The sequence below is a fragment of the Bacillus sp. RC51 genome, from assembly GCF_044908115.1.
GTDB classification, from domain to species: domain Bacteria; phylum Bacillota; class Bacilli; order Bacillales; family Bacillaceae_G; genus Bacillus_A; species Bacillus_A mycoides.
Genome location: NZ_JBIYCW010000002.1, coordinates 400,730 through 419,490, shown reverse-complemented (window position 1 = coordinate 419,490; position 18,761 = coordinate 400,730). Strand labels below are relative to the sequence as shown.

Sequence of the window (18,761 nt, the reverse complement as noted above, 5' to 3'; positions counted from 1 at the left end):
ACAAAAACCTGTATATACTTCTTATTTTTGTTTTTGCATATAAAAATACTGTTGTAAATAAAACGCGATACCGAAAATTAACATACCAAATACAAATATATTTCCAAATGAACTAAATGTTTCAAAAACGAACAATAGCGTTTCTTGTCCGAAAAAAGCAAATAAAAGTTGTGTAAATGCGAATAACAGTGCCAATATGTAATGATGTTGATGGAATAAGTAATGTGTTGCGCCTAAAAAAGCTACAAGCGAAACAATGAAGATCCACCAAGTTTCTAAAAACAATTGCCAATTAGTAAATTGATATCCATTTACTAATATCGCAATAATTCCTATAACTGCCATCGTCGGCACACTCCATAATAATGCACGCCCTCTAAAGAAGTGCGCACCTTTTGCATCTCCTTTTTCATTTGCGATGTATGTTAGCACGACAGTACTTATATACAAAACAGAGAGGATTGTTAAAACAATGATAAGCCAAAAATGTAATTGATAATATTCATGTTCTATATTCGTCACAATTGCAGCTAACATACATGGAATAAACATCCCTGTCCAACCATCTATTTTTCTTTCGTTCCAAAACACCGTATTACCAATCCGAATTCCTAATAGCATAAAAATAATGATACCTAGTACAAATAACGTAGTCTTATTCCCTACTAAACTCGTTGAGAAAGCAATTAATCCAATAAATAAAAAAAGAACAAATCCATTCATAATTTCTAGTACAGGTGACAAATATCTTTTCACCCATTTGTATGTTTCTTCATATTCACTATTATTTGCTAAACGATAGGCGTAAAAACTTATCCCAAAATAAACCGCCGCAATAATAACATATGCATATAAGACGAAACATAAAATCGCACTGCTAATTTGCACGTAATTCCCCACCCTTTTTTCTATGTATCACATTGATTTTACACACTTTTCATACTAAAAGTAAACATATATAGGGTAGTTAAATAATTATCTTCCCTATTAGCAATAATTAATAATGAGCAGTGGCTAAAAACCCCCTGCTCATTATTAAGACGTCAAATTTAACTTTACTCATTTGTATGAAGATGTCTAACACTAACGAATACGAAAGATGTTTTCGTCTCTGAACTAAGAAGTCCCCACTCTAAACTATTGCACAATTAGCGAGTAAGTTCACTTTCTATTTCCCTTCCACTTCACATATTGATTTAAAAATACAATTGCTTTCTCAATAACCTCTTCGTCTGGTTTTAATTTCGCATGATGTAAACCATATTCTGAATTTACTCCAAGCCAAAACATAAATCCAGGTATCTCTCGAAGCATATAACCAAAGTCTTCACCTGTCATTGCCTCCGTACACGTAATTACGTCCATAGTCGTTTGTTCACGTGTAAATTGCATAAACTCTCTCGTTAGCTCCTCATGGTTATACACTTGATGATACATCGCTCCGTAGTCAATAACAGCTTCACATTGAAAAGAAGCTTCTATTCCCGCAACAATTGCCTCAATTCGGCTTTTAACACGTTTCATTGATTCCACTGATAGCGTTCGAATTGTTCCTTCTAAACGAGACTTTTCTGCGATAATGTTTTGAACTGTACCGCCTGTAATTTTCCCAATTGTAATTACCGCACTGTCAAGAGGGTTCACATTACGACTAATAACTGATTGAAGTTGTGTAACGAGATGACTCGCTGCAACAATCATATCATTTGCTGTATGCGGATATGCAGCATGTCCACCTTTTCCTTTTAAATCAACGTATAGCTCTGATGTATTCGCAAATAATAAACCTTCTTTTGTCGCAATTGTTCCCACAGAGTATTCAGGCGCAATATGAAGTCCAAGAATCATATTCGGCTTCCATTCTTTTAACTCATCGCTTTCTAACATAGGAAGTGCACCACCTGGACCTTCTTCAGCTGGTTGGAATATAAACACAAGATCATCATCTATTCTTTCGCTTACAGCCGCTGTTAGAAGTCCTAAACCGATTGTTGCATGCAAATCATGTCCACATGCATGCATCATTCCTTCATGGACAGAAGAGAATTCATATCCAGTTTCCTCTGTAATTGGTAGGCCGTCTATATCTGCACGATAACCTATTATTTTTTCTGGATTTTTTCCATTTACTTTAACAATTACACCTGTTTTCCATGTTTTCACTTCCAAATATTCATTAGGAAGCGTTCCTATATAATCTAAAATATACTGTTGTGTTTTCCACTCTTTAAATCCGATCTCCGGAATTTTATGTAAATCTCTACGAACTTGGACAAATTTGCTTACTGTCATTTTTGCACCTCTATCTATAAAAAGCGTAAGAGCACATTCATGCTCTTACGCTTTTTATTTTTTATTTCTCTGGGTTTAATTGACGAAGCTCTTGTTTAATTTCAGTTTTTGCTTTTGTCTTCTCATCAATTTCTTTAATTACACGTGCCGGAGTCCCCGCAACAACTGTATATGGAGGTACATCTTCTGTTACAACAGCTCCTGCTGCTACAACTGCACCTTTACCTACTGTAACGCCTTCTAGAACAACTACATTTGCACCAATTACAACATCATCTTCAACGATAACTGGTTTTGCAGAAGGTGGCTCAATAACACCGGCAAGTACAGCACCTGCACCTACGTGACAGTTCTTACCAACTGTTGCACGTCCACCAAGCACTGCATTCATGTCGATCATAGTACCTTCACCAATTACAGCACCGATGTTAATTGTTGCATTCATCATGATAACAGCGTTGTCACCAATTTCTACATGGTCACGAATAATCGCGCCTGGCTCAATACGAGCTTTAATACCTTTTAAATCAAGCATTGGAATTGCAGAATTACGACGGTCATTCTCAACTACATAGTCAACAATGTGCTTGTTATTTTCATCAAGAATTGTCTTAATTTCAGACCATTCTCCGAATAATACACCAGATTTTTTATTTACAAATGCTTGTACTGTTTCAGGGAATGTTACCTCTTTTAAATCCCCTTTTATGTATACCTTTACAGGAGTTTTCTTTTCACTGTTTTGAATAAACGAAATAATTTCGTTAGCGTCCATCATTTTCATTCTTGTTGCCTCCTAAATCCATTTATAATGTTACTCTACCAAACGATAGAGCCAGTAGCAAGACAATAATCTTATTTTTCCATTTGAATTTCTTCTATAATTTCTAAAAATGCTTGTACTTGCTTCAACTGCCTTGCCGAGTCACTCGTCAATAACCATGTTTCTCTCGTTAATTGAACAGGTGTTTTATACATATTTTCCTGCACTTCTTTTAAAACAGTCGAAGGTAAAAGAGCATAACCTATTCCATTTAAAACAAGCTGTTTGCACGTTTCAATTTGGTCAACTACAATCGTTCGCTTAGGTGGATTTGAAAATAATCCATACCACCAATTTTGTATTTGTCCATAGTAGGTCGAATCACTTTTAAATTGAATAAATGGTCTATTTGTCTCTTTTAACATCGAAATATCTTTTATTTCTTTATCGACTAAATATAATTCATCTTCAAATAATTGTTGTTTCTGCCCTTTGTATTCTTGTGATCCTCTCAGTATAGCAACATGAACGTCTCCTTCATAAAATTGCTTTTGCACTTCACTACTCCAGCCAGTAAACAGAGATATCTTCACAGAAGGATACTTATGCACAAATTTTTTCAAAACAGGTGGAAGCCAATATTGCCCAATGACTGATGCAACAGCTATTTTTAACGTACCGTATGTTTCGGTTCTAAAAAGAGCCAGTTCACTTTTAATACCCTCTTCCCGTTGTAACATTTCTTTTGCATAATTTGCAACTTTTTCCCCTTCAGGTGTAATTGTTAATCCTTTTTGTGAACGAATAAAAAATTTCATTCCCCATTGTTTCTCCATAGATTGTAATCGTTGACTAAGCGCAGGTTGGGAAACAAATAAACGTTCCGCCGCTTTTCTCATATTTGATTCCTGAGCTAACACAACCATCATTTGAAAATCATCAATTTGCAACTTTCTCCCTCTTTCCTTAGCTTCCATACACCTAATTTTAATAAGCATTTCATCCTTAATTTAATTGCATACTTTTATACATTAGAACGGTTTGTTAGTTCAAACTTTTCTTATGCTTTATGTCTTTTTAAATATAATACATACACAACTGATATGCACGAAAAAAAGTGACTTCGCCTTTTCTGTGAAGTCACTTTCCCTACGTTATCGATTATGCTGTCTCACTTTTTTATTCAACAATTTTAAAATAGCCCGCCGTGTTAAAATACCCTCGAAGTAACCTTCTTCATTGACAGCGCAAATAAAAGGATGATCAATTGTCATTTCTAAAGCTTTTGCAAAAGAATCTTCTAACATAAGAACTGGAATCTCTTCCTTCATCACTTGTTCCACTTTCATATTCTCAAGTCTTTCAAACTCAATGCGCTCTAATCCTAAAATACCATCTAAAATCATAGCAGTACTAATTAACCCATGTAGTTTATACATAGGGTCTAAAACAGGAATCGCCGAATATCCAGATTTCACAAGAACGAGTAAAGCATGTTCTAGACCATTCCCTATTTGTACATGTGCTACTTTATCTGATGAAATCATTAAATCCTTCACAAGAATTTGTTGAAACTCGTCTTTCGGAATACTAATCATGTTACATCCCCCATTTTCCCTTTTTCCTGCTAATATTCTCCGATCCTATTCACATTTTATGATAGCGTTTTCATATTATTATTTTGTCCTGACATTCTTCTAATAAAAATAAAAATACATAACTATTTTAGCATATAACATAAAAAAAAGACTACCATTCCGGTAGTGCTTAATACCCTTTATTTTTTAATCGGTAAAACAATCTTGTGATTTTTTTATATTGCGTCACATCTGTCTGTTTTAAACCATTCTCAATGTCTGTAAGCTCCACCGCTAAAATTTCGCTCGCGTAATTTTGCTGAAACAGAATATCCAACAATAAATTTTCTTCTTCTCTTGTTAAAACAAATTCCTTTTCCATATGCTCCTCTCCTTGCACTCGCATCATCACTCTCATTATATAAATTTTTCAGTCTATTTAACAGATGTAATATTCAGTTTTTGTTAGAAATACTTAACGACTGCGAATATAGACATCATTTCACATTATTTTGTATATCTGTTTGCGTAACTAAATGCCGCATAAGCATCTGGTTTAATTTTTGCTGTTAATCCCATTGCTTGAATTTTCATCGTCATATCTAAAATAAATTCTTTTGTTAAACCATCATTCCCGATATCTAAATGAATTTCCATTATGAATCCTGCTCCATCTTGAGCGTATGGGTGCAATAAATCCCATATCGATTGTATATGATTGGGAGTAAATAGATAGGCGATTTCTTGACTAAACTGTGTTTCTAAATATATTTTCTCTCGCAACGTTGCTGGCTTATTTTTCACTGATTTATGATGCAAACATCCCCATGCTCCTTTTCCAACACGATGAATATGTATCGCTGTAATAAACCTCGTATCCTTTTGATGCGCTTGTGAGTCTGTCCCAATAGATAATCGATATAAATTTCGCGGATCCTTTTCAATGAAACTACAAATACGGTTAAATACCATATCAAAATTCAAATGTCTCTCTGAAACATTATAAAATGTATACTCACCGTCCACATAGTCACGTCCTTTCAATTAGACAGACTTTTCGTATTCTCATTGTATGGGACAAAAACAAAAATTATAACTTACTACCCTTTATTCGTTTCAATATTTCGAATTACATAATTACAAAACCTACATGTATAAATTACATTTTGATTAGACTGGGCGGTTAATACGTGATTAATTTCAGCATGACTGTGACAATTAGGACAAATAACAATCGGTAAGCGTTCCATCCTTTGCACCTCCTATTAATATTTACTATCATTGTAGGAAAAATAAAAAATTCCTATACATATACATTTGTAAAAACTCTTTTATTTAATCGCGACTTAAATTACAACTTCTACTACCTATATAGCCCATTAATTAATATAACTAAAAAAGGTACCGCCATTTGGCAGTACCTTTTTTATATGTATCAAGAAATGATATCGTAAATCTCAATTGCAACCATATCGATGTTATCGAATTGATACACTTGAGGTTTTTCACCTTGTTGATACACTTCTAACTCATACATTTCACTTTTATCGAAAAATTTCACGCTACATTTGCGCTCACCGTTCACTTCAAAATAGCGTTGTGCTACTTCACCGCTTTCAGCTTGTTCTTGTAGACTAACAAGTCGAGTTAAAATTCCTTGGAGTAGAGACATGAAATCTCTCCTTTCTCTGATCTTCCTACCAATAGGTTTTACAGCTATACTCATTCTATCCGTCATAACAGAAAAAACGTTCCACAATCTAGGATAAAGGTTCTTGGCAAGAAACTCAACTAAAATTTGTCGAAATAAGAAGTAAAAAGATGAAAGAGCATCTTTTTACTTCTTTATTGCGCTTTTTATACTGGCAGAATATAATAAACAACAGAAAAAGGGAGGAATTACAATGAAAAAAATTGAGGTTTATACACAACCTGATTGTCCACCTTGTACCATTGTAAAAGAATTTTTAAAACATAATAACGTTGTATATGAAGAATTTGACATAAAAAAAGACGCTGCTGCACGCAATCGTCTTTTATATGACTATGAATCCTATTCAACTCCAACAGTTGTAATTGACGAAGAAGTTGTGGCAGGTTTTCAAATTGAAAAATTACAACAGCTACTCGGTATAGAATAGGAATAGGCGACACCTATTCCTATTCTCATAATTGTTGTAACCTTTTTATTTCAGTCAACAGTTCCTGACTTTCATGATACCCTGCTAATTTCCATTTTCCATTATCCTTTTGCAATGTCACAATTTGATATTGTCCACTCTTTGTCCGCTCATAGACATATAAATTTTTATGTTCTTCATCATAAGACATTTTTGTTTCTGAATTAAAAGAAAACGGAGCTTCTTTTGCTGGAAGTAAATATTCACCACTTTGTTTTTCATTTCTACTGTTTTCATCTGTAAAAACTTGAAGGAAATTATTTGTAAAATATGGTGATAACGTCTCTATCATCTTATTCATAGGTATTTGCTTCCCGCGGATTGAAAATTGCGTCTCATAACCTTTTTGTATCGTTGTAAACACTTCTTTCCGATCCACCTTCACTTCTTCTTTTCCTAAAACAGTTGTGACACTATAGCCAACTAGAAAGGCAACACATATAAATAGAACAAACCATATTCCATATTTCTTCATTTTTTCACCTTCCTTTTAAAAGAGCTTGTCTTTGTAGTATTCATTGTAACAATGATTATGCAAAGAAAGGGATCATTTCGTTCGTAAAATCTTTACAACGATAGACAGCATTTTCATCATCATTTTCACTATTACCAATTTATGATAAAAACAAACAAAAAAATACACGAATCTCTTCGTGCATTAAAATAAAACATCTTCTTCATATAAATATTCGTACGATAAATCTATAAATAAAAAGTTTTCATCATCAATCGGGAATGAAAATGTTCGTACCATTTCACCAGTTTCGATATCAGCATATAAATCTGAAAGTCTTGCCTTATTCTCAAAACGCATTTTCATTATATTTTCTAGAAAATACGGGCGCCAGCTCCAGTTCTTCATATAATACTCTGGCATAATGATCCATCCACCATCTTTTTTCATAACATTACCCGATTGTTGAAAACCATCTTCATTACAAATAAATATCCGAAAACTATATTGTGATATGCTTTGGCTAAATTGTAATAACCAATCATTTATATCTTCATTCTTTTTTTGTTTTGACAGAACATCACCAATTCGATCACGTAACATCTCTGTTAAATTATAAATTTTTTGCAACTTCTTCTTCTCATGCAGAATAAATTGATGACATTCATTACCAAGTCGCTCTTTTAAAACATTCGTTTCAATAAAATCAGGTAAACATTCTTTCAAATAATTACCTTGATAATATCTACCACCGTTTTTCCAAGCATATTGTAGTTGATAAAAAGCATCAATTTCTTCATATAACAATGTCGCACCAATTCTTCTAGCAAGTAAAGATAAGGAATATAAAATATCTTGATAAGATTGTAAAAGTGCAGTTTGCCTTAAATTTGTTAAATCTACTTTTAAAATATCCGGTGCTAACACGCTAATACGCTCTAAATTACTTGTACCCGTTCCGACTTTATTAATCGAAATTTGAATACCATATGTACGATAATACATGAGTAAATGATTAAATTGTTCTATATCTTCTTTACATTCATGTTCTGTTATTTCCAGAACAATGCGTTGTAAGTTCAAACCTTGTTCTTCATACATCAGCAAAAGTTGAAGTAAACTTTCATCTTCATCATTCATTAATACATTAGCATTCCGATGTATAAATAATAATAATTTTTGATCCGTTTCTAAATACCTATTTAACGCTTTTTCTACGATGATGTTATCCGCTTCAAGTTGGAACTCACTCGGAATAGAATCATCATGGAAGAAAGATGCTAAACTTTGTATGCCCTCTTCTGTTTGAATACGTCCTACAACTTCATATCCAATTACTGTATGCTCATCAGCACTAAAAATAGCTTGATAATAAGGAAGGACTTTATCCAAGTTACTCATTACATCTAATGCATCTATCAACGTGCTTCCCTCCCTTTACTTTTCAAAAATTATAACACGATATTTACGGAAAAATAATAAAAAATCCCTTCAGTTTTCCTGAAGGGATTAGAGGGGTAAAATGCTAAGGGGAATTAGCAATTCTACTATGAAGAAAAAAGAGGTCTTAAATATAACGTATATATCCCCTCTTGTAAACACATTTCTTTTAAGTGTCACAATTTCGTCATATTTTACCACAAAGAAATGAATAAATCATTCGTTTTTTCATCCCTTTTAAAATGGATATTGATGCAAATGCTGGCCACCATCCATTGTCATACAAGTTCCATTTATGTATGCAGCTTCATCTGAACATAAATAATAAGCTAGACCCGCAATTTCTTCTGGTGTACCCATTCTACCAAGTGGAACACTTTGCAATGTACGCTTAGCCATTTCTTCTGAAATCCATAATTTATCGGCACCACCTGTACGTTCAATTGGTCCTGGTGCGATAGCGTTAACTCGTATTCCATATTTACGTCCCCATTCAACAGCAAGAGTTTTTGTCATCGCTAATACACCAGCTTTAGCTGCTGCCGAATGGATAACCCCTGGGCCTGCATCCCATGCATATGTTGCCACCATGTTAATAATATTTCCTTTTATACCTTTTTCAATCCAATATTTCCCAATAGCCTGACTACAATAAAATGTACCATTTAATACAATATTAATTACCGAATTCCAGCCATTCACAGATAAGTCCTCTGCTGGACAAATAAAGTTTCCAGCTGCATTATTTATTAAAATATCAATTCTTCCAAACTTCTCATCAATATGTTCAATCATTTTTTGAATATCATCAGTATTTCGTACATCCATTTGTACAGATAATACTTGCCCTGGAAACTGTTCAATTTCTAACTTTGCTTCTTCTAGCTTTTCTTTTGTACGCCCTGTAATAACAACACGTGCCCCTTCTTTCGCAAAACGAATCGCCATCCCTTTTCCCATTCCACTTGATCCACCTGTTATAATAACTACCTTCTCTTTCACATACATCCCCTCCAAAAAAATGAATACACATTCATTTTATCACTTTATTTGATAGAAATCTTTATATTTTTCAATTTTTCTGATATTTTAACGTAAAGGGGTTTCTTTTCGTTCATTTTTTTCGTAATCTATACTACTTTTTTAGTATTTAAAATATATTTTAAAAAAACTGAAGGGAGATTTGAGTAACCTGTATATGAAGAAAATTACAAGAAGAAATTTTTTGAAATCTGGAATACGCACTTGTCTATATTCATTTATAACCGCAAGTATCGGCTATTATTATGCTAAATATATAGAGCCCTATTTGCTTTCTTTTACGCAACACACACTTAAATCACCGCTCATACCAAAAGGTTTTCATGGTATGAAGATCCTTCAATTTAGCGATTTACATCTAGGATACTATTTCTCTCTCCAACATTTATCTCAAATCGTTTCCAAGATTAATGCTGAAAAGCCAGATATTGTCCTTTTTACTGGTGATCTCATTGATGATTACCAAACATATACCGAGGCTTCTTTTGTTGCATCCATTTTAAAGAATATACAGGCACCCTTCGGTAAATTTTCTATTTATGGTAACCACGACCATGGCGGATATGGAACTGAATACTATGATCACATCATGCGCGAATCTGGATTTGAACTTTTGCAAAATAGCGAAAAGCGAATTCGTTTACTGGATAATAGTGAAATTTCTATTTTCGGACTCGATGATATGCTACTGGGTAAACCAAAAATAGCGGAAACTTTACAACATGCAAAACAAAATATTTATACAATTGTTCTCGTTCACGAACCAGATATCGCGCCACAAATCGCTACATATCCAATCAATCTTCAACTTTCTGGTCATAGCCATGGCGGACAAGTACAAATTCCTTTTTTAGGTGCTATTATTACCCCGTCGCTTGCAAAAGAATACATTGAAGGTTTCTATAACATTCAAGGTTTGACTCTCTATGTCAATCGAGGTATTGGAAGAACACGTGTCCCATTCCGCTTTATGTCAAAACCTGAAATTACACTCTTCATCCTACAACATTCGTAACAATTCGCCTATTTCCTTACATATCCTTCCTTGTACGCGCTCATCCACGCTTGGTCCACCATATGATAAAAATGAGTCCAGTAAAGGAGGTTTGTTCATGTATCCATATTATCAACCGATCCCAGTTCGTTCAGCACCTTTTGGCCCAGCAGGCGACTCACGCTTCTTTCCATTTTTCGGTGTTCCATTTCTAGCTGGAATTGCTGGAGGATTGCTAGGCGGAGCATTAGCTTTCGGGCCTAGACCGTTTTATCCGCCTTATCCACCGCCTTTCCCACCACCAGCACCTTTTCCTTGTTACGGAGGGCCTTGTCAACAACCATACTATTATTAATTTAAACCAACCATTCTTCTAACGTTTTTCTCTCAACGAACCGACTCATCACACGCCTATAATAAAAACTATTCTCTCTACTCATCCTTCCATTTTGAGAATATATGAGTAGAGAAAAAAAGTAAAAACCTCTTAAATTCAATAAGAGGTTTTTACTTTTTTCACACTATTCAGCGTCTGTATTTTGATACGCCATCTTAAATAAATTCACTTGGCTATCAATTTCTTCTATACTACTATTAATTATATAATAATAGTCACCATCTTTATTTTGTTCACGTGTTTTCACATTATCAGCTAAAACCAGCTGTAAAATTGCCTTTATTCTCGCTTTCATTTCAATATCTAAAATTGGGAAAGATATTTCTACTCGTTTTTCCATATTTCGCGTCATCAAATCAGCTGAAGATAAATATATTTTTTCATCTCCATTATGATGGAAATAATAAATACGACTATGTTCTAAATATCTTCCAACAACACTAACTACACGGATATTTTCACTTACATTCGGAATCCCAGGTCTTAAACAACATGTCCCTCTAACGATGAGCTCTACCCTTACCCCAGCTTGTGATGCTTCATACATTTTTTTTATTAACGGTTTATCTGTTAACGAATTCATTTTAGCGATAATATATCCATTTCCATATTGTCTATGATAACGGATTTCCTCATCTATTAACTCCATAAACTGCTCTCTTATATCAAACGGAGCAACAGATAAATGATGAAAATGCGGTTTTTTTGTATAACCACTCAAATAATTAAAGAAATTTGTTGCATCTACACCAAAGTCTTTTCGCGATGTAATATATCCAAAATCGGTATACAACTTCGCTGTTGCATCATTATAATTTCCGGTTCCAAGATGTACAAACCTTTCAATTTTTCCGTTTCTTCTTCTTACAACTAACGTAATTTTACTATGCGTTTTCAAGTGACTTACTCCGTAAATAACGTGACATCCGGCCTGTTCCAATTCTTTAGCCCAATGAACATTATTCTCTTCATCAAACCTTGCCTTTAACTCAACCAATACCGTCACTTGTTTTCCTTTTTCAGCTGCTACCTTCAGCGCCTGAATTATTGGAGAATCTCCACTTACACGATATAATGTTTGTTTGATCGCAAGTACATTCGAGTCATCTGCCGCATCACGGACAAAATCAACGACTGGCTGAAACGACTCAAAGGGATGGTGTAATAAAATATCATGTTCTATCGCTTTTTCAAATACATCTTCCTCATCACCTAAATCTTGAGGAGGTTGAGGAATAAGAGCCGGATATACTAGATGTTCATATAAAGGCGCTAATTTTTTATATAAGGAGAATAAACATGTTAAATCTAACGGTCCATCCATCATGTACACATCTTCATCTTTTACTTCTAACACATCATACAATAACGCTAACACTCTTTCATCAATGTGTTCTTTACCAACTTCTAAACGAACGGCAGCTCCCCACTTACGCTTTTTCAATTCTTTTTCAATTACTTTTAATAAATCGCGTGCACCTTCTTCATGGATCGTTAAATCCGCATTACGTGTAATACGGAAACGAGTAACAGGTGATACGTTATATCCTGTGAATAGTTTATGAGTAAAACCACTAATTACATCTTCTAATAAAATAAATTTATGTTTTTGCCCTTCACTCGGTAAAAATATGAAACGCTCCAGTAATGAAGGCACTTGTACAATTCCTAACTTCGTACGATTTTCTTCCTCAGCCTGTTGCTCATCATATAAAATAGTAGCTAAATTCAAACTTTTATTTAATAACATTGGAAATGGACGATACGCATCAATAGATACAGGGGTTAAAACCGGAAATATTTGTTCATCAAAATACTCCTCGATAAATTCCCTTTGCTCTTTCGTCAAATCATGGAATGTTAAACGCTCAATCCCCTCTAGTTCAAGCGCTGGCAATACATAATTTTTAAACGTTTCATACTGCACAGTCATCAACTCATGCGATTTTATCGCAATCTTATTTAACTGTTTCTTTGGTGTTAAACCTGCTTTATTTTCTGGCTGATTAAATCCCGCACTTACTTGATCTTTCAAACCTGCTACGCGCACCATAAAAAATTCATCTAAATTCGAACTAAAAATACTAATAAACTTTAGTCTTTCTAATAGTGGATTATTTTCATCTTGCGCTTCTTGTAGTACACGTTCATTAAATGCTAGCCAGCTTAATTCACGATTATTATAATACGCTGTATCATTTAAATTTACTAAATTCCCCTTTAGTAATTCCATTCGCTTCACACTTCCCTTTGAAACTTTTTTAATATAATTTAATTACTTTTATTTTATCAAATTACAATATTCCAAAGTGTTAATTTTTTGTAAAGACATCCGTACAACCTAACATTTCAATTCGAATACTAAGTTAATATTCGTTTTTAATACTCTTTCAAGTTGTTTTTTTTGTTTTTCCGCTTGAACTTTTTCCGCCAATGCCGATTCTTCACATAAAATCCTGAATGTTAAACCTTCTTTACTTTCCGTTATATATATTGTTTCAACAAGCGATCTTTGTCGTATATTTAAAGCAGCCGAAAATTGTAATACAGCCCCTAATAATCGAATTTTCTTTTGTTCACTTTTATCAAACCATCCTTCAAACAGTGCCAAATGTTGTTTAAATAACATTTTTGATTTATAAGAAGCTATAAGCGCTAATCTAACTCGATCTTTATGCATCATACCATCAATTGTTTTGTTCGCTAGTAAGTAAAATGTATGTAAGCGGCTCGCTTCTTCATCTATATATTTTCCAATATTAAATACTTTCGCTGCTTGATGGAATATTCTCCAGTCTTTCGCTGACATAGAAATAAGTCCAGCTCCTTCAAGTTGTTTGCAGATTAATGTCCCTTGTTTAATAAGTTGAATGACAAATCCCATGTCTAATTCGTATTCATATGACAATAAATGCAAACTCTCTTCTACTACGTTCGGATAATATGAGATCCCCAAATCTTTCGTTAATTCTTCATAGAAAACACCTTCTCTTAATCCTTTTTTACTCAATACAAAAGCCGATGCCTCTATAACGTTAACAAGCATATGAAATACTTCGACCGCTGGGATAATTGTGTCTGCTCGATCTTTTGCTAACCCTTCTAATTTTTGAAGGTCTATGAATGATAATTGTTTTAATTCATCTTTTACATTTTTAATATCGTCTTCTTTCATTTTGTATAAGTGTAATCCAGCTATAGGATAACAAATTAAATTTTGGTGGATTTTCGCCATGTTCCTCGCACTACCCCCAATTGCGATAAGAGGCAATTTTTTATCAATTAACCATGGTAGCGTTCGGAATTGATACCATAAATACCTTCTAATCTCATCTAACTCCTCTGTAGTAGGAATATCATCTTGAATAAATTGTTGCTTTAAAGAAAGTGCTCCAAAAGGAAAGCTATAGTATTCTAAAATTTCTCTATTTCGAAAGTATGTAACTTCTGTACTCCCCCCACCAATATCAACTGTAATTCCTTCTGAAAATGAAGTGGAATTCATAACTGCTAAATAACCGTAACGTGCTTCTTCATATTCTGATAAAACTCTAAGAGTAAAATCTGTTTGCCCTTCAACAAGTTTTTTAATTTCCTCTTGATTCTCAGCCTGTCTAATTGTTGCCGTTGCAACACAAAGTACATGATGCAGCTTATGGAATCGTGTACTTTCTTGAAATTGAAATAATGTTTGTAATAATACTTCTATTCCTTCTTCACTTAATACACCATTTACTAAATAATTTCTTAACCTAGCGACCACTTTCGTATTTTCAATCTCTTTATAAAAACCCCCGCTTTGTTTTTCATAAATAACTAAGCGCATTGTATTAGAACCAATGTCTATAATGGCATATTGTAGTTTTAATATTTCTTTCAAACTTCTCACTCTTTCATTATCAAATTTCTGAAACATATTCTATCACTATTATACAAAATAGTTGTTTTTTATAACAATATTGCTTTAATATTGAAAATATATACAATTACTTTTTGCATATAATAAAAACCCATTTTATTTATGCTATAATAAGGAAAAATTGAAAGGAGATTCAATATGAAACCTTCACAACCCCAATCTCAATTACATAATCAACATTCTATTAATAGACTAGCTCAATCTATTTTCGTTGTGAATCGTCATGCTAAAGCTGCAACTAACCCTAAGTACTTATATTGGTTAAAAAAGACTGCTTTAGAACGCTTAATTACTGAAAAAAAGGCTATCAAAGAAGGATTACATTTTTCTAGAAATCCACGTTTTAGTCAACAACAATCCGATGTTCTTATACGTTTAGGTGATTATTTTTTCCATATCCCTCCTACGAAAGATGATTTTCGCACCCTACCGCATCTTGGTCACCTTGAATCCTCCTATCGAAATCCGAAAACAACCTTATCTTTAACAATAGCAAAAAAAACACTTCAAGATTATATTGGTCCTGAAGCATTAAAACAAGAAAAAAAATTAAGCGAAGCAGTTCCATGGTATAGCCGTACCTATACAAAAAAATAAAACAGTTTGGCCCATATTAGGCCAAACTGTTTTATTTTTTATCTTCCTTAATTTTAATATTCGCTTGTTTATAGAATGCAACTTTTTCTGTATTATATGATTTCGTATATTCATTAAACTTATCTTTTTCTGTCTCAATATCTTTATATGCTTGGTTTACTAACTTTACTTTCTCGCTAATATCTTTTAATTTTGTACCTTTATCTTGTAGCATTGTATATAATTCTTTTTCTTGCTTTAAAGATTTATTATAGCTATCGTACATCTTTTGGAATGAATCATGTCGTTTCTCATAAGTACTCTTTACTTTATCCGCCTGGTCTTTTAATTTATTATCTTCAATTTTCTTCACATGCTTATCAGCTGACTTCACTTCTTCTTGCGCTTTATTTAACGCCTCTTTTTCTTTAATAATAACTTTTTCTCGCTCAGCTGTATTTTTCACCGCTTGATCAAGCTTATCCTTAACAGCCTGATTATTATCTTTTCCTTCTTGGACAATTTGATTATATAATACTTGCCCCTCTTTCTCTAATGACTCTAATTTTTTCGCATCTTCAAACATTGTTTTTTCTTGCTTGGCAGCATTTTCAAATGCAACATATAGCTCCTCTTCTGGTTTTGGGCCGAAACAACCAGCTAGTAAAGTCATTGATAATGCAGTTACAATTGCTAATTTATTATATTTCAACATCTTTTCCTCCTATTAATAAACGACCATCGTGCCAAAAATCCCATGAAAAACATGTAACTTCTTTATCTATTTCACGCTCGCATCTTTTTTACGAAGATCATCAATAATTATTTATACTGCTTGTACAATTTTCGCACTTGAAATTATGTAATGTCTTAAAACATAAAGGTATTTACCTTAATCTTACCTACTGCAAGAAACACTATAATGTTTCACCTGATAAAAGATGATCGTTGACCTCTCACGTCTATCATTCCCTTTCTCACTTTCTATCAAATAACCTCTTTGTCCATTTTACATATTGCAAAGGGGACCTCGCAACTCTTACAAAGATTCTTTTAATTTCTTAAAAAGGAAAAGTGTAGAGCATGTTTTCCTCTACACTTTTAAACTGAAAACATTGTGCAAAATGCATTGACACATCCACACACAATTATATGCTGATTTCATATATTTTTAAAGACTTTTGTTACAAAAAAAAGTTTTCTTGTAACAAAAGACAAAAAAATGTTACAAAAAATTCTTTATATCATACTTCTTCAAATCAAAGTTTCATTCATGACTTTGCAAGTTTCTATAATTATACAATTGATTTTGTGCCTTTCTAAACAAATCTTCAAAAGTTTTCCCTTCTATAGGATAACTTGCAGCCCCAAATAATAGTGTGACACTTAATAAATCATTCGCTATTGCATTTTGAATATTTTTGATCAATCGACTTGTTATTGTTGACTTTTCATAGCCATTATCAACAGCTACGATAACATATTTATTTTCATCCCACCTCGTAACTACATCACCTTTTCGAACTGTCTTTACAATTGTACGTTCTACTCTTTGGACTAGCTCATCTAACTTTTTTTCTTGCACTGTGTCTTTTAATACATCCCATTCTTTTACGGAAAGAATATACACTGTAATATTACGAGAATCTCTTTCTGATAAAGCAGCTACTTTTCCAAAAAAATCAACGACAAAATCGTTATTTGTCATTCCTCCTATTTCAATATTTACACGCGTATTCGTTCTTTTATCGTACCAATGTCCAAAATAATAGCTTAGTATCATTTGCAATATATAAATAATAAAGACGGTTAAAAATGATCGCGAATCTAGCTTAGCAATTACATCCTGAAGTGCAATCCATTCTGTAACCGCAACTGTGTTCCCAAGTAATAATCCACTAATTTTCCCTTTATGTTTCATACTCTCCCCCTTTTATACCAATATATGTTTCTATAACAATAATGTTTTTCTATAAAATAAAAAATGTACATATTTAATGTACATTTCTACTTAAGCTTGTATACCTTTTCTATTTTATTTCATATATATACTATATATCGTTTTTAGGAAGGAGTGACCTATATGCCTCAAAAAGAAAATCTATTAGATATTATGCGCTTACTAGCTGGCTTTTTGTTATCATTAAAATTACTATTTAACTCTTTCGGAATAAACTTCATTACAAACGATCAAATTGACGCTATAGTAAATGTTATTTCATTTCTATTCATTCTATATTTTGGATACAAAAATAACTATATTGGAAAAAAGGGAGTGGAACAAAAGAAATTACTCAAGAAGCACAATCTTCATTAAAGAAGGAACCTTTCGCACAGGTTCCTTCTTATCATTTTCTCACAACCACTTCATTTGTTTGTAGCGGTCCATATGATACACCTTTATATTGAAATGTATATGTAGCCTGAAATAATGAATTGGGAGGAGCTTTATCTTTATTTGCTTTTATTTGACAAATTAATTCTACCTTTTCATTCGGTGATAAATTATCGATTCGCCACCTTACAAGCTGAAATAAAAACTCACTTATTCCCTTATCTGCTTTTAAAGAGTTTGGGATATACGCGAAATAATCACGAATCATATGACTTACAACTACTCGCGAAATCATTTCAACGCCTTTATTTTCAACTTCAAGTCGAATAATTAGTATGTCATTAACATCATAGATCATCTCATACGAAAATTTTTCTTTATACATACTACGGATTTGCAATGTGACTGCTACATCGGATGCTTCCGTGTCCTTTTTAGAACCATCAATCCACAAAACTGGCTGTAACGGTATAGAATACCTTCCTTGATCCGAAATTCGTTTCCATATTTTCATAATATATTCACCTCATTCCAGATATATCATCTATACAACTGTATTCTGCCTCTCGATGCAATAAACTACACTTAGAAAAAATATTTAGCTTGTTACAAACCATATTAAATTTTTCTTTTCCTTTTATCCTATTCGACAATATAAAGAAAAAACCATTTTTAATAGGTTGACACAGGTTATACTTTATTAAATATTTTTTTACAATTTCCTTCCTTGACTACATAACAAAATAAAGTCTTACCTCTCTCTTTTGGTCAATATAATAAAGTGAAACTTTAA

22 protein-coding genes are annotated in these 18,761 nt (G+C 33.0%); 5 read left to right on the top strand and 17 right to left on the bottom strand.

Annotation, left to right across the window (positions count from 1 at the left end):
• Nucleotides 1-21: 21 nt before the first annotated feature.
• The 9 genes from ABH959_RS07000 to ABH959_RS06960 all read right to left on the bottom strand — a co-directional run bounded on the left by ABH959_RS07000 (nucleotide 22) and on the right by ABH959_RS06960 (nucleotide 6,304).
• The gene (locus ABH959_RS07000) at nucleotides 22-888 is read right to left on the bottom strand and encodes a hypothetical protein (protein WP_002014843.1); all 867 of its coding nucleotides are present in this window, start codon (nucleotides 886-888) and stop codon (nucleotides 22-24) included.
• A 273-nt stretch (nucleotides 889-1,161) separates the two neighbouring features.
• Nucleotides 1,162-2,292 (bottom strand): N-acetyldiaminopimelate deacetylase, encoded by a 1,131-nt coding sequence (locus ABH959_RS06995; RefSeq protein WP_002033831.1) that lies wholly within the window; start codon nucleotides 2,290-2,292, stop codon nucleotides 1,162-1,164.
• A gap of 61 nt (nucleotides 2,293-2,353) precedes the next feature.
• On the bottom strand, nucleotides 2,354-3,076 hold the full coding sequence (dapD, locus tag ABH959_RS06990) for a 2,3,4,5-tetrahydropyridine-2,6-dicarboxylate N-acetyltransferase (RefSeq protein ID WP_002014841.1): 723 nt from the start codon (nucleotides 3,074-3,076) through the stop codon (nucleotides 2,354-2,356).
• Between the two features lie 71 nt (nucleotides 3,077-3,147).
• Nucleotides 3,148-4,032 (bottom strand): transcriptional regulator CcpC, encoded by an 885-nt coding sequence (locus ABH959_RS06985; protein WP_002014840.1) that lies wholly within the window; start codon nucleotides 4,030-4,032, stop codon nucleotides 3,148-3,150.
• 177 nt (nucleotides 4,033-4,209) lie between these two features.
• The gene (cbpB, locus tag ABH959_RS06980; RefSeq protein WP_002066926.1) at nucleotides 4,210-4,653 is read right to left on the bottom strand and encodes a cyclic-di-AMP-binding protein CbpB; all 444 of its coding nucleotides are present in this window, start codon (nucleotides 4,651-4,653) and stop codon (nucleotides 4,210-4,212) included.
• A 169-nt stretch (nucleotides 4,654-4,822) separates the two neighbouring features.
• Nucleotides 4,823-5,014 (bottom strand): antirepressor AbbA, encoded by a 192-nt coding sequence (gene abbA, locus ABH959_RS06975; protein ID WP_002145987.1) that lies wholly within the window; start codon nucleotides 5,012-5,014, stop codon nucleotides 4,823-4,825.
• A 125-nt stretch (nucleotides 5,015-5,139) separates the two neighbouring features.
• Nucleotides 5,140-5,658, bottom strand: coding sequence for a ribonuclease H-like YkuK family protein (locus ABH959_RS06970; RefSeq protein WP_113937177.1), 519 nt, complete (start codon nucleotides 5,656-5,658; stop codon nucleotides 5,140-5,142).
• Nucleotides 5,659-5,732: 74 nt separating this feature from the next.
• Nucleotides 5,733-5,882 (bottom strand): hypothetical protein, encoded by a 150-nt coding sequence (locus ABH959_RS06965; protein WP_002033828.1) that lies wholly within the window; start codon nucleotides 5,880-5,882, stop codon nucleotides 5,733-5,735.
• A 185-nt stretch (nucleotides 5,883-6,067) separates the two neighbouring features.
• Complete coding sequence (locus tag ABH959_RS06960) at nucleotides 6,068-6,304, bottom strand: YkuJ family protein (RefSeq protein WP_000055151.1); 237 nt, start codon at nucleotides 6,302-6,304, stop codon at nucleotides 6,068-6,070.
• A 232-nt stretch (nucleotides 6,305-6,536) separates the two neighbouring features.
• Here ABH959_RS06960 and ABH959_RS06955 point away from each other — a divergent pair, with 232 nt between their 5' ends.
• Entirely contained in the window at nucleotides 6,537-6,773 is a 237-nt protein-coding gene (locus ABH959_RS06955) for a glutaredoxin domain-containing protein (RefSeq protein ID WP_002014835.1), read from the top strand.
• Nucleotides 6,774-6,798: 25 nt separating this feature from the next.
• Here ABH959_RS06955 and ABH959_RS06950 read toward each other — a convergent pair whose 3' ends face one another.
• The 3 genes from ABH959_RS06950 to fadH all read right to left on the bottom strand — a co-directional run bounded on the left by ABH959_RS06950 (nucleotide 6,799) and on the right by fadH (nucleotide 9,708).
• Nucleotides 6,799-7,287 carry a DUF3993 domain-containing protein gene (locus ABH959_RS06950; RefSeq protein ID WP_002014834.1) on the bottom strand — a complete coding sequence of 163 codons (489 nt, stop codon included), beginning with the start codon at nucleotides 7,285-7,287 and terminating at the stop codon, nucleotides 6,799-6,801.
• 183 nt (nucleotides 7,288-7,470) lie between these two features.
• Entirely contained in the window at nucleotides 7,471-8,688 is a 1,218-nt protein-coding gene (locus ABH959_RS06945; RefSeq protein WP_002066923.1) for an EAL domain-containing protein, read from the bottom strand.
• A gap of 255 nt (nucleotides 8,689-8,943) precedes the next feature.
• Nucleotides 8,944-9,708, bottom strand: coding sequence for a 2,4-dienoyl-CoA reductase (gene fadH, locus ABH959_RS06940; protein ID WP_002128892.1), 765 nt, complete (start codon nucleotides 9,706-9,708; stop codon nucleotides 8,944-8,946).
• A 196-nt stretch (nucleotides 9,709-9,904) separates the two neighbouring features.
• Here fadH and ABH959_RS06935 point away from each other — a divergent pair, with 196 nt between their 5' ends.
• Both ABH959_RS06935 and ABH959_RS06930 read left to right on the top strand, forming a co-directional pair.
• Nucleotides 9,905-10,762, top strand: a complete 858-nt coding sequence (locus ABH959_RS06935; RefSeq protein ID WP_002014831.1) for a metallophosphoesterase — start codon at nucleotides 9,905-9,907, stop codon at nucleotides 10,760-10,762.
• A gap of 97 nt (nucleotides 10,763-10,859) precedes the next feature.
• Complete coding sequence (locus ABH959_RS06930) at nucleotides 10,860-11,096, top strand: hypothetical protein (protein ID WP_002014830.1); 237 nt, start codon at nucleotides 10,860-10,862, stop codon at nucleotides 11,094-11,096.
• A gap of 166 nt (nucleotides 11,097-11,262) precedes the next feature.
• Here the strand turns inward: ABH959_RS06930 and ABH959_RS06925 are convergent, their stop codons facing one another.
• Together ABH959_RS06925 and ABH959_RS06920 are read right to left on the bottom strand one after the other, a co-directional pair.
• Nucleotides 11,263-13,371, bottom strand: a complete 2,109-nt coding sequence (locus tag ABH959_RS06925; protein ID WP_002014829.1) for a polyphosphate kinase — start codon at nucleotides 13,369-13,371, stop codon at nucleotides 11,263-11,265.
• Nucleotides 13,372-13,479: 108 nt separating this feature from the next.
• Complete coding sequence (locus ABH959_RS06920; RefSeq protein WP_113937176.1) at nucleotides 13,480-15,054, bottom strand: Ppx/GppA family phosphatase; 1,575 nt, start codon at nucleotides 15,052-15,054, stop codon at nucleotides 13,480-13,482.
• A gap of 141 nt (nucleotides 15,055-15,195) precedes the next feature.
• On the opposite strand from ABH959_RS06920, the gene ABH959_RS06915 reads away from it, so the two are divergent.
• Nucleotides 15,196-15,654 carry a YkyB family protein gene (locus ABH959_RS06915; RefSeq protein ID WP_002066920.1) on the top strand — a complete coding sequence of 153 codons (459 nt, stop codon included), beginning with the start codon at nucleotides 15,196-15,198 and terminating at the stop codon, nucleotides 15,652-15,654.
• Between the two features lie 31 nt (nucleotides 15,655-15,685).
• On the opposite strand, the gene ABH959_RS06910 is transcribed toward ABH959_RS06915, so the two are convergent.
• Together ABH959_RS06910 and ABH959_RS06905 are read right to left on the bottom strand one after the other, a co-directional pair.
• Entirely contained in the window at nucleotides 15,686-16,348 is a 663-nt protein-coding gene (locus ABH959_RS06910; RefSeq protein ID WP_113937175.1) for a YkyA family protein, read from the bottom strand.
• Nucleotides 16,349-16,900: 552 nt separating this feature from the next.
• Nucleotides 16,901-17,554: a diguanylate cyclase domain-containing protein gene (locus tag ABH959_RS06905; protein ID WP_404492404.1), complete on the bottom strand. Its 654-nt coding sequence runs from the start codon at nucleotides 17,552-17,554 to the stop codon at nucleotides 16,901-16,903.
• Nucleotides 17,555-17,716: 162 nt separating this feature from the next.
• On the opposite strand from ABH959_RS06905, the gene ABH959_RS06900 reads away from it, so the two are divergent.
• Nucleotides 17,717-17,950, top strand: coding sequence for a phage holin (locus ABH959_RS06900; RefSeq protein ID WP_002014824.1), 234 nt, complete (start codon nucleotides 17,717-17,719; stop codon nucleotides 17,948-17,950).
• A 31-nt stretch (nucleotides 17,951-17,981) separates the two neighbouring features.
• On the opposite strand, the gene ABH959_RS06895 is transcribed toward ABH959_RS06900, so the two are convergent.
• The gene (locus ABH959_RS06895; protein ID WP_002033821.1) at nucleotides 17,982-18,482 is read right to left on the bottom strand and encodes a hypothetical protein; all 501 of its coding nucleotides are present in this window, start codon (nucleotides 18,480-18,482) and stop codon (nucleotides 17,982-17,984) included.
• Nucleotides 18,483-18,761: the final 279 nt, after the last annotated feature.